Genomic DNA, 11907 nt, shown 5'->3' on the forward strand with positions numbered 1-11907 from the left:
AGTCCGGGCCTTCGTTTTTGCCTGATGACGATATTTGCACAGCAGCCAGATCAAATGCCGGTTCCGTCCGGTGCTGATCTGCAGGGAGAGCGTCCAAAAAAAAACGGGCAATCAGAGATTGCCCGCCTGAATACAGCGCCGTCTGCTGCGGCGCTGCGATGACCGGCAGACAATGCGTCAGCCACGCATGCTGCCGTCAACCGAATCAGAATTCTTCCCAGTCGCCGTCATCACCACCTTTTGGCGCCTGCGCTTTCGGTGCCGGACGACTAGCCGGTTGCGCCTTTGGCAAAGAACGTACCGCAGCAGCGGGCTTTTTCACAGGCGCTTTAACAGCTTGTCTGGTCACCGGCTTTGCAGCGCTGTCCGCACTGAAACTTGCCTGTGCCGGAACTTCATTCGCATTCACACGGAACACGCTGACCAGATCGTTCAGTTTTTCCGCCTGCTCCTGCAAAGAACCGGCAGCGGCAGCCGCTTCTTCCACCAGCGCCGCATTTTGCTGCGTCAGCGTATCCATTTCGGTGACCGCGTCATTGATCTGCGAAATACCGGCGCTCTGTTCCAACCCTGCTGCCGTGATTTCACCGATGATGTCGCTGACACGTTTGACGCTGTCCACCACCTCGCTCATGGTGGAACCGGCCTGATCGACCAGACGCGAACCCTGTTCCACTTTATCGACCGAGTTATTAATCAACTCTTTGATTTCTTTCGCCGCACTGGCAGAACGCTGCGCCAGACTACGCACTTCCGACGCCACCACCGCAAAACCACGGCCCTGTTCACCCGCACGTGCCGCTTCCACCGCCGCATTCAGCGCCAGAATATTGGTCTGGAAGGCGATGCCATCGATGACCGAAATAATGTCGACAATCTTCTTGGAAGATTCGTTAATTGAACCCATGGTGCTGACCACTTCCGACACCACCTGTCCGCCGCGCTGCGCCACTTCCGACGCTGAATGGGCGAGCTGATTGGCCTGGCGCGCATTGTCGGCATTGTGCTGGATAGTCGACGTGATTTCTTCCATCGATGATGCCGTTTCCTCCAGCGAGCCAGCCTGGGTTTCAGTACGATTCGACAACTCCATATTGCCATCCGCAATCTCTTTCGATGCATGACGGATTTCACTGGTGCCGGTCCGGACTTCACTGACGATCTGCACCAGACTTTCATTCATTTTTTTCAGCGCATTCAGCAAATGACCGGTTTCATCGTTGCTGTGGACTTCAATGCGGCTGGTCAGATCGCCGGTTGCCACGGTTTCCGCCACACGTACTGCGTATTCGATCGGACCGGACACCATGCGTGCAATAAAGAGCGCCAGAGTGACGCCGATTGCCACACTGACAATCAGCGTGATCAAGACCAGCCACTTTGCCGTTTCATAACGTTGTGCCGCTTGTTCATACGCATGCTTACCACCTTCGCTGTTTTGATTGACCAACTTATCAACCACGTCACGCAAAGTGGTGTTCAGCTTGGAAGATTCAGTGCGCAACAGTTGCACAGCGTCGTCTTTCTGACCTGACTTTACCATTGCTGTCATTTTTTCGGTCAGTGCGAAATACGCAGTTGCTTCTTTTCGGTATTCTTCGTAGGTACGACGCTCTTCATCCGAGGAAATCAGCTTTTCATATGCGGCCTGATTTTCGATCAGCCCGTCAATCGCTTCCTTCGCCCGTTTAGCATACTTTTCGACATCTTCAGGCGTATCTGCAAATGCCATTTGTGCTTCCTGCGCACGCAGACGCGATACCCGTTCTTTAATCCCCATTGCGGCTTTCACGCTGGGCATCCAGTTCGTTCCCAGTTCGACGGATGCTTCATTGACCTTGGACAGTTGCGCTATAGAGAACAGTCCGACAAACAAAGTAAGCAACAGTACAACTGCAAAACCCGTAATCAGTTTCGCAGATATCTTCATATCAATAAAAAATTTCATATTATCCTCGGCTGATAGTGTCGGGCATCTCAGTAGAATTTATATTAGAACTCACTTCATCAATAGTCACGAGTGCGAATGCGAGGTGCGGTGAGAGTTTGCCGCATAGTGCACGCCGAACAGCGTTGGACGCGTTGTGAATAGCACTGCTGCACTGCCTTGTCTCTCTTTCATACAGCTTTGCTGCATGAATTCCCTGCTGCAACCTTGCCAGCCTGCGCTGTAAGACAAACACATCTCGCGGATATTGATGAAATGCGCTCTGGCCTCTCCCTGACAGTTACTATATAACTGTGAAGCGGAAAAAACAGATCAGAAATGAAACAGATGTTTAAATATGAGGGCTTTCGCCCTCATATTTACTCAGACGGGATCAGTGAAGGGTCGTGATGACTTTGACAGTGGAATCCACCGCAGATTTATCGATATAGCCAATTGCATTCGGCGTGGATGCAACTGCTTTTTTGATCTCTGCAGCAGAGTTGTACTCTTTCGGTGCTGTGGCTTTACCGGTAAACACCAGCTTGGACCATAACGCTTTTACTTCCGCCAGATCTTTATCGCAGACTTTTTTGTAAAACTCAGCCCGAATCGGTGAGTTCTCTGGCAAATCCACTGGTACAAACATCTGGGATTTTCCAAGGAAAAACTGCGATGCCTGCGTCGGCGTCATCGCTGTCGCAGGATTCGCCGGATTCACGATAATCACGATTTCAGCAGCCTGCACTGCAGCAGCGGCAGACAGTAAACCTGTTGCCATAATGATAGTTTGGATGACACGTTTCATACACCTCTCCTCAGAATACAAAATCGATACCGACTGCCAACACATTGACCGGTCCTGCAAAACCCGGTTTAGGATTGACAAATGTACCGGCTCCGTCTTTCGGAGAAATACGGTCATACTGGACTTTCAGCGCAGCCGCTTTGTGGAAGTCCCAGCGCAGACCAACGCTGTTACTGCTTTGTACAGGTGCATTCGACGCATAGGCATTGGCACCGGCCGTCAGGGCAGCCAGCGGACCCGTGGTTGGCAAGCCTGCCATAGTGCGGCCGGAATCCTGTTTTACGTCAGAGTGCAGGTAATAAGGTGTGAAATTTCCCCATTTATACCCGGCCAGCACATACCAGGAAGTCGTATCAGGCAGACTGCGTGTATCGGAACGGCGTACACCGTATTCTGCCTGACCAGTCCAGCCTTTCCAGTTCACGCCCAGTCCCAGCGAAGTGAAAGATGCCTTGGTATCTTTGATCATCAGCGAATTCGCTGCATCCGTAAATCCAACTTTTGTCAATCCGCCAACTACCGCATTCAGCGAAGCAGAATCTTCAACGGAAAACTTAGTGCGGATATGGCCAAAGCGCACAGTGAACGGGCCATTGTCGTACACCAGATTCAGACCCATCAGGTCTTTGAATTTCGCGGTGTAGGAATTACCGGTGCCTTTGGTTTCGGTACGGCCATAAGCGAACTGTGCAGACAGGCTGCCGTCACCCAGATCCGTCTGATAAATCGCGTCGGCGCCTTCAACATAAGTCAGCGGAACCTGACTATACATTTCCACCGGTGGACGAATGAAAGTACTGGAGTAACCTACGTTCTGATAATCAGAAATCATGTAGACCGGAATCCCCATGCGGCCGACACGCACGCTCAGGTTATCCGACGCTTTCATCTTCGCAAAAGCCCATGTCAGCTCTGCGCCGAATTCGTCAGTGATATGCTTACTGACCAAGCCCTGACCGGTGAACGATAACCAGTCATTGGCTTTATAAGAAACCTGCAGACCGAGGTTGGAATCAACGCCGGTATTGAAGGAATCGCGGGCACCGTTTAACTGCGCCTGACGGGCAAATTCTGCGTCACTGGTATTCGTGCGTGTCATTGCGGCAGTGCCGAAGCCGGTCAGCGTAAAGTTGCTTTCCTGCGCGGAAGCCATCGCAGAGATCGCCAGACCAAGAACAACAACAACTGGTTTTAATTTCATGGTATCTCCTTTTAAAGTGTTTCTATTTTAATTGCGTGGAAGTTTCCGCAAAGCATAAATTCCTTCAGGAAACAAAATTCTACAAATGTTATTGCGTTGCAGAAGCCAGTAACCGAGGGCATTCAGTGGTATTTAAGGCGCAGGAATCATAGTTTCCGTAGAGAGGAAACGGTTTCTTTCAAGTTATGCCACGGAGAACCCGAAATCCAGAGTGTTTACTCAAAACAATGGAAAGCGTTGCGCAGGACGCACAAAAAACTATGCGGATTTCGTCTCAATAAAAAACGGAGCACGCGGCTCCGTTTTTTTTGAAACGAGGTTAAAACTGAATTAAGAAGCGGTACAGCGTGTCCCATCGCGACGGATTTCACAACGGGTCAGTTGCTTGCCTTTGCGCGTCCATGCCGTCGCCAGCCAGAAATCGCTCTGGCGCTCCAGCACCATGTAACCGACTTCATTTGAATTGCTGAAAAAATCCACTTCAGCACCCGGCATCGGTGTTTTTCCCTGAATCGCTGCTGCGGTCAGTGGCACATCCAGCGAAGAACCGCCGTTACCGGAAATAAATTGCGCTGCCTGACCGGTTTTGTATGTCACGGCCTGAAACAAATGCACATGACCGGCAATCGTGGTTTGCACCTGCGCCGGGAATAATTTTTCCTGATGCAGGGTTTTCAGTCCATCCTGCAAAGGCACAATGCCCGGGAAAACTGTCAGATCACCGCTCTTGCTGCGTTCCACCGCGAAACCCAGCAAAGGATGGTGCTGTACGAAAAAATTCCACGGCGTGCGCTTGGATAAGTTCGTTGCCTGCTGCAACTGTCCGGTATAACGCTGAAACACTGCATCCTGTGGCGGCAGCGCTTTATAGCCGACTTTGGATGAATCAAAAATAATCAGCTGTGTCTGCATTGCACCCGGTAAGCCCAGTGGCACTGCATAAGGCTCACTGTAATCGCCCTGTGTATCGTTCTGTTCCAGATTGCAGTCGCGTCCGGCCTGCACCGCACGCGGATCCATGAAGCGCCACCAGCCCTGACCGGCACGCACACAGGTTTCATGGTTACCGCGCACCATGACCCACGGCGCAGCCTTCAGCAATGCGGTCGCAGGATCAAAAAAGTCCGCTTTCCAGGTATCCCAGCCATAACCCCAAGGGCTGCCGCTGCATGCGGGGTTCCCGTCCGGACAAGCGTTTTCACGGTAGTGATAATCGCCGACATGCAGCACCAGATCCGGTTTTTGTGCCGCAGCAGCCACGGTCATTTCGCGGAATGCCCACTGATCGCTGTCATTACAGGACTGAAAATAATTATCCGCCGTCTTCAGACGGCAACCGGTATCGCCGATCACCACAATCTTTTTCACATCTGCCACCGGTACCGGCAATGCTTTTCCCGCAACCGAAACACTGCGTACACCGGCGGGCAGAATCGCATCGCAGGTCAGCACCGGAAAGGCGGAAGGCTTGGAATCTTCCGGCTTGCTGGCGGTTTTACGCTGCGCAATCGTTTCCGCAGGCATGCGCACTTGCATCGCGAGCGCGCGGCCATCCACCTCCAGCGCCGGACACACTGCATCGGTGGTGATTGCCCGCGCTACGGGCACACCGTTTTCACCGAGCAAAACAAACGCCGTCTGCAAACCCTGTGCGGCCGGTGCCATGCCACCGGTAGTGGCGCATCCGGCCAGCGCCAGCGTCAGTGCGCTGATCGTGATGGTTTTATGCATCTTCTCTCCTTGTCAGCGCTTCAGCGCTGTATGCCTGCACCGCGATAAGCGAGGCGTTTAAAATCAAATGAAAACGGGTGCCAGAAACTCATCAGGCGCTGCGTCATCAGCACACCGGCCAGATTGTGGCGCGGCGAAATCCACCAGTGCGTACCGGCGATGCCACCCCATTCAAATTCGCCTTCCGAACCGGGCGGATCGCTTTCAGACGGATACAAAGTCACCGCACCGCCAAGTCCGAAACCTTTATTCGGCACATCACCGACACCGGGGAAGCTGATGCCCTGTCCGGCCGGTAAGTGGTTCTGCATCATCAGTTGTATGCTTTCCGGCTTCAGCACCGATTCACCGCCGTGCAGGAAACTGCGCATCAGTGCCAGCATGTCGTGCATGCTGGAAACCAGGCCGCCACCGCCGGATAAACGCGCCACCGGCTGCAAAAATGCGCCCGGATACGGCGATTTATCCAGCCTGCGCAAACCGCGCTGCAGAATATTCTGCGGATCAGTGCCACCATAATAGGCGCTCAGACGGGCGTGTTTGGCTTCCGGCACAAAAAATCCGGTGTCATCCATTCCCAAAGGATTAAAAATATTCAGCTGAAGATACTGATCAAAGCGTTTGCCGCTGACCACTTCCACCAGCCGCGCTAACACGTCGGTCGCAATCGAATACTGCCACGCCTGCCCCGGATGAAAGCTCAGTGGCAAGGGCTGTAGCAAATTCATCATATCTTCCAGCGTGGTGAACGCATTCAGAATACGGACTTCGTTATACGCCTTGTACAGCAGGCTGCCGTGGTCCAGCAAACCATAACTGAGGCCTGAGGTATGGTTCAGTAACTGGCGTACCGTGATGGCAGACTGCGCCGGTTCGGTGTCATCCAGTGAAGTCGCACCGGGGCGCAGCACGCGGCGATTGCGCAATTGCGGCAGCCAGTAATCGGCCGGATCGTCCAGCGCCAGCTTGCCCTGTTCAATCAGCTGCATCACCGCCATCGAGGTGATCAGCTTGGTATTCGAATAAATACGGAACAAATGATCATCGCGCAGCGCGATCTGATGTTCACGGTCTGCCCAGCCATTGCAATGCAGATGCACCAGCTCCTGACCATGCAGGACGGCAGTCGATACGCCGGCAATAATCTGGCGGTCGACATACTTTTGCATTGCTGAATTTACTTCACCAAAGTCGTATTGCATTTCGATTATGATGTTTGCAGCGCACTGCGCCGCTCATGCGTAGAAAAGCCCACATCTTACCTGAACTGCGATCATGTCAATTCAACAGCCTGCCGTGTTTTTACAGTCTTTATTTCAACACGCAGTCGACAGCGTCAGCGCTGCACGCTGCCTGCCTGCTGCCTTACCTGCACCACCGGCGGGACGCACTGTGGTGATCGGCGCCGGTAAAGCGGCAGCGGCGATGGCGCAGGTAGTGGAGCAGCACTGGCAGGGTGAACTCAGCGGCGTGGTTGTCACCCGCTACGGTCATGGGGCTGACTGCCAGCGCATACGCGTAGTAGAAGCCGCTCACCCGGTGCCGGATGCTGCCGGTGAACAGGCGGCGCAGGATATTCTGTCCGCCGTCAGTGGCCTGAGCAGTGACGATCTGGTGCTGTGTCTGATTTCCGGCGGCGGTTCTGCCTTACTGGCGCTGCCTGCGCCCGGCATACAGTTGCAGGATAAACAGCAGATCAACCGCGCCTTGCTGCGCAGCGGTGCGACCATCCATGAAATGAATTGCGTGCGCAAACATTTATCCGCGATCAAAGGCGGAAGACTGGCACTGGCCTGCGCACCGGCAAAAGTGGTCACGCTGCTGATCTCGGATGTACCCGGTGATGATCCCGACATCATCGCCAGCGGCCCGACTTTACCCGATGCCAGCAGTTGTGCGGATGCACTGGCAATCCTTGATAAATATGCGATCACCGTTCCGCCGCATGTGCGCGAACACTTGCAATCCGGACGCGGCGAAACCCCGTGGCCGGATGATCCGCGTTTTGCCGGACATCAGACCCGCATCATCGCCACGGCAGCGATGGCGCTCGAAGCTGCAGCGGCCTTTGCAAACGCAGCCGGTATTCCGGCGCATATTCTGTCGGATGGTATTGAAGGCGAGGCGCGTGACATCGGCAAAATGCATGCTGCACTGGCACTTGAAGTCGCCCGTAAAGGGCAACCGTTCACTGCGCCCTGCCTGATATTGTCCGGCGGAGAAACCACGGTCACGGTACGCGGCAATGGCCGTGGCGGACGCAATGCAGAATTTTTACTGAGCTTTGCACACACCGTACAGGGCAATCCGCGCATCTGGGCGCTGGCTTGCGATACCGATGGCATCGATGGTTCAGAAGACAATGCCGGCGCGGTTTGCGGACCGGATACGCTGACACAGGCGGCCAGCACAGGTTTGTCCGCACGTGTCATGCTTGATAACAATGATGCTTATCATTTTTTTCAGAGTGTGAACGCTTTGATCACAAGCGGCCCGACCCGTACCAATGTGAATGATTTTCGGGCAATTCTGGTTTTGTGAACTGACTGTTCGGTCGTTTATAATGCCGGACAAATATTCAACATACCCGTTTCATGATGAAGCACAAAGCGTCACCTCCGCTTGCCGGAGATGCTGACGCTTTTCGTCCGGTAACGCCGGATTGCATCGTGCAGGCATGCTGTGCCTGGCTCCCGCCTGAAAGGATAAAGTGACACCACACGCTGTACCGCCGCGACTGGAACTCGCCGGCATTTGTAAATCCTATCCTGCCGTGATTGCGAATGATCACGTCAGCCTGACTGTTGCGCCCGGCGAAATCCATGCCGTACTGGGTGAAAACGGTGCGGGCAAATCCACACTGATGAAAATCATCTTCGGCGCGGTCAAGCCGGATGCCGGCAATGTGCGCTGGAATGGCGAAGAAGTGCGTATCAGTTCACCGCAAATGGCGCGCCAGCTCGGCGTAGCCATGGTGTTCCAGCACTTTTCATTATTCGACACCCTGACCGTCACCGAAAACATCGCGCTGGGTCTGCATGGCGATACCGATCTGCAGGTGCTGGCACAGCAAATCCGTGAAACCGGCGCCACCTACGGGCTGGAACTGGAACCGGAGCGCCATGTGCATACCTTATCGGTCGGTGAACGTCAGCGCGTGGAAATCGTGCGCGCCCTGCTGACCAAACCGCAATTGCTGATTCTGGATGAGCCAACCTCGGTACTGACACCGCAGGCAGTGCAAAAGCTGTTTGTGACACTGCGTCAGATCGCCGCAGAAGGCTGCAGCATTTTATACATCAGCCACAAACTGGATGAAATCCGCGAACTCTGCCATTCCGCCACCGTGATGCGTGCCGGTAAAGTCACCGGCCATTGTGATCCGCGTCAGGAAACTGCTGCCAGTCTGTCACGCTTGATGACCGGCGCAGAAACCCTGCCGCAGGCACGTCCTGCCACGGCGGCACCGGGCGAAGTGCGGCTGGCGGTACAGGCGCTCAGCCTGCCGCGCTCACATGCCTTCGGCACCTCGCTGGAACAAGTATCGCTGCAAGTGCGCAGCGGTGAAATCGTCGGGATCGCCGGTGTGTCCGGCAATGGTCAGCAGGAATTGCTGGCAGCGCTGTCCGGTGAAGACCGCCGTGCGGCTGCAGAGATGCTGCAATTGTGCGGTCAGAACGTCGGCCAGCGCGGTCCGGATGCACGTCGTGCGCTGGGCCAGAGTTTCGTACCGGAAGAACGTCTGGGACGCGGTGCGGTGCCGGAAATGTCGCTGACCGACAATATGCTGCTGTCGCATCATCAGCCACCGTTTGTACAGCGTGGCTTAATCCGCGCTGCCGCAACCGTGTCCGCTGCCAGCGCGATTCTGCAGCGTTTCAAAGTCAAAGCGCCGGGTCCGCAGGCGCTGGCCCGCAGTTTATCCGGCGGTAATCTGCAGAAATTTATTCTGGGCCGCGAAATCACACGCCAGCCGAAAGTGCTGGTGGTGGCGCAGCCAACCTGGGGCGTGGATGTCGGCGCAGCCGCGCAGATTCATGAAGAAATTCGTCAGTTGCGCGATCAGGGCTGTGCGGTACTGGTGATTTCCGAAGAGCTGGATGAGTTATTTACCCTGTGTGACCGTTTGTATGTGATTGCCAAGGGGCGTATGTCGCCACCGGTCAGCACGGCAGATGTCACACGTGAACAGATAGGATTGTGGATGAGTGGTTTGTGGCAGCAGGATCAGGCGCAGAACGGAGGACAGCATGTTTAAACTGGAACCGCGTTCCGGCTCGTCCCGCCTGATGGCTTACACCTCGCCGGTGCTGGCAGTATTGCTGACGCTGCTGGGTGGTGCATTGTTGTTCGCGCTGCTCGGTAAAAATCCGCTTACCGGTCTGGAAGTTTTCGTTGTCGAACCGCTGCGCAACTGGCGTTCGGTATCAGAGCTGTTACTGAAAACCACGCCGCTGGTTTTGTGCGCACTCGGTTTATCCGTCTGTTACCGCGCCAATGTCTGGAATATCGGCGCGGAAGGCCAGCTGATTTGCGGTGGTTTAACTGCAGGCAGCGTGATTCTGTTGTTTGATCAGGGCACGCTGCATTCGCCGCTGATGGTGCTGACGCTGGCCAGTCTGGCGGGTATCGCCGGTGGTGCAGCATGGGCCGGTATCACCGCATGGCTGCGTGACAAATACCACGCCAACGAAATTCTGGTGTCGCTGATGCTGACCTATATCGCGCAATTGTTGCTGATGTATGCAGTGAATGGCCCGCTGAAAGATCCGAACGGCATGAACTTCCCGCAATCTAAAGTATTTTCTTCAGAATACTTATTGCCGCATCTGTTCAGCGGCAGCCGCCTGCATCTGGGTTTCATCGTCATGCTGCTGGCTTGCGGTGCGATGAGCGTATTCCTGTTCCGCAGCTTTGCCGGTTACCGCCTGACGGTTGGCGGTCTGGCACCGCTGGCAGCGCGTTACGCCGGTTTTTCCAGCCGCCGTGCTTTGTGGATGTCTTTACTGATTTCCGGCGGTTTTGCCGGTCTGGCCGGTGCATTTGAAGTTGCGGGGCCAATCGGACAAGTCCTGCCATCGATCTCGCCGGGCTATGGCTTTGCCGCGATTATCGTGGCCTTTATCGGTCGTCTGAGTCCGTTCGGCACGCTGCTGGGCGGGCTGGTACTGTCTTTGTTTTATCTGGGTGGTGAAATGGCGCAATCGCGTCTGGGTCTCCCATCAGCAATCACCGGCCTGTTTCAGGGCATGCTGTTATTCATGCTGCTGGCCTGCGACACGCTGATTCACTATCGCTTACGCTGGAAGAAATAATATGGAAAATCTGGCTGCTCTGATGGCTGCTTCCATCAACTCAGGCACACCGCTGCTGATTGCAGCGCTGGGTCTGCTGATTAACGAACGCGCCGGCGTACTGAATCTGGGTGCGGAAGGCATGATGCTGGTCGCAGCAATTGCCGGTTTCGCCACCACCTATGAAACCCACAGCATGGCGCTGGGCTTTGCGGCCGGTGCAGCAGCGGGGATGGCGATGGCTGCCCTGTTTGCATTTTTTGCGCTGGTACTGGCGACCAATCAGGTTGCCACCGGTCTGGCTTTATCGATTGCCGGCGGCGGTTTATCGGCCTTCGCAGGACAAAAATATGTCGGTATGTCCTTGCCTGCTACCGCGCACGGCATTCCGGTTCTGCGTGATTTGCCGTGGATAGGCAAAGCACTGTTTGATCATCACTGGATGGTGTATCTGAGCCTGCTGATCTGCGCGGCGCTGGTCTGGTTTTTATACCGCAGCCGTGCCGGTCTGATTCTGCGTGCAGTCGGTGAATCACCGGAATCCGCGCACGCGCTCGGCTATCCGGTCTTGCGTATCCGTTTCTTTGCACTATTGTTCAGCGGCGCGCTGTGCGGTCTGGCCGGTGCGTATCTGGCCATGATTTACACACCGATGTGGGTTGAAGGTCTGGTTGCCGGTCGCGGCTGGATTGCGCTGGCACTGACCACGTTTGCCACATGGCGTCCGGCACGCGTCTTGCTGGGTGCTTTACTGTTCGGCAGCGTCACGATTCTGCAGTTCCATTTTCAGGCAGTTGGCATTGCCGTGCCTTCGCAGATTTTATCGATGCTGCCTTATGCGGCAACGGTGCTGGTACTGGTACTGATTTCGCGTAATCCGGACTGGATACGGCTGAATATGCCCGCTTCGCTGGGCAAACCGTTCCGCCCTTAAGTTTTCTTATTT

General features: G+C 54.9%; 9 protein-coding genes. 4 read left to right on the forward strand and 5 right to left on the reverse strand.

Going from position 1 to position 11907, the window contains the following annotated elements:
- Positions 1–205 precede the first annotated feature (205 nt).
- The 5 genes from IE092_RS19000 to IE092_RS08040 all read right to left on the reverse strand — a co-directional run bounded on the left by IE092_RS19000 (position 206) and on the right by IE092_RS08040 (position 6869).
- Positions 206–1948 (reverse strand): methyl-accepting chemotaxis protein, encoded by a 1743-nt coding sequence (locus tag IE092_RS19000; protein ID WP_189356537.1) that lies wholly within the window; start codon positions 1946–1948, stop codon positions 206–208.
- Positions 1949–2321: 373 nt separating this feature from the next.
- Positions 2322–2735, reverse strand: coding sequence for a type 2 periplasmic-binding domain-containing protein (locus tag IE092_RS08025; RefSeq protein ID WP_229793094.1), 414 nt, complete (start codon positions 2733–2735; stop codon positions 2322–2324).
- A gap of 10 nt (positions 2736–2745) precedes the next feature.
- Positions 2746–3936, reverse strand: coding sequence for a porin (locus IE092_RS08030; protein ID WP_189356538.1), 1191 nt, complete (start codon positions 3934–3936; stop codon positions 2746–2748).
- Between the two features lie 330 nt (positions 3937–4266).
- The gene (locus tag IE092_RS08035; RefSeq protein WP_189356539.1) at positions 4267–5667 is read right to left on the reverse strand and encodes a metallophosphoesterase; all 1401 of its coding nucleotides are present in this window, start codon (positions 5665–5667) and stop codon (positions 4267–4269) included.
- A gap of 20 nt (positions 5668–5687) precedes the next feature.
- A complete protein-coding gene (locus IE092_RS08040; protein WP_229793095.1) occupies positions 5688–6869 on the reverse strand; it encodes a serine hydrolase domain-containing protein in 1182 nt (393 codons plus the stop codon).
- 73 nt (positions 6870–6942) lie between these two features.
- Here IE092_RS08040 and IE092_RS08045 point away from each other — a divergent pair, with 73 nt between their 5' ends.
- The 4 genes from IE092_RS08045 to IE092_RS08060 all read left to right on the forward strand — a co-directional run bounded on the left by IE092_RS08045 (position 6943) and on the right by IE092_RS08060 (position 11895).
- Entirely contained in the window at positions 6943–8208 is a 1266-nt protein-coding gene (locus IE092_RS08045; protein WP_189356540.1) for a glycerate kinase type-2 family protein, read from the forward strand.
- A gap of 169 nt (positions 8209–8377) precedes the next feature.
- Positions 8378–9925 carry an ABC transporter ATP-binding protein gene (locus IE092_RS08050; RefSeq protein ID WP_229793096.1) on the forward strand — a complete coding sequence of 516 codons (1548 nt, stop codon included), beginning with the start codon at positions 8378–8380 and terminating at the stop codon, positions 9923–9925.
- Complete coding sequence (locus IE092_RS08055) at positions 9918–10982, forward strand: ABC transporter permease (protein ID WP_189356541.1); 1065 nt, start codon at positions 9918–9920, stop codon at positions 10980–10982. Before IE092_RS08050 ends, IE092_RS08055 begins: the two co-directional genes overlap by 8 nt.
- Before the next feature lies 1 nt (position 10983).
- A complete protein-coding gene (locus IE092_RS08060) occupies positions 10984–11895 on the forward strand; it encodes an ABC transporter permease (protein WP_189356542.1) in 912 nt (303 codons plus the stop codon).
- Positions 11896–11907: the final 12 nt, after the last annotated feature.

Source organism: Cognatundibacterium squillarum (assembly GCF_014652435.1).
Lineage (GTDB): Bacteria > Pseudomonadota > Gammaproteobacteria > Burkholderiales > Burkholderiaceae_D > Undibacterium > Undibacterium squillarum.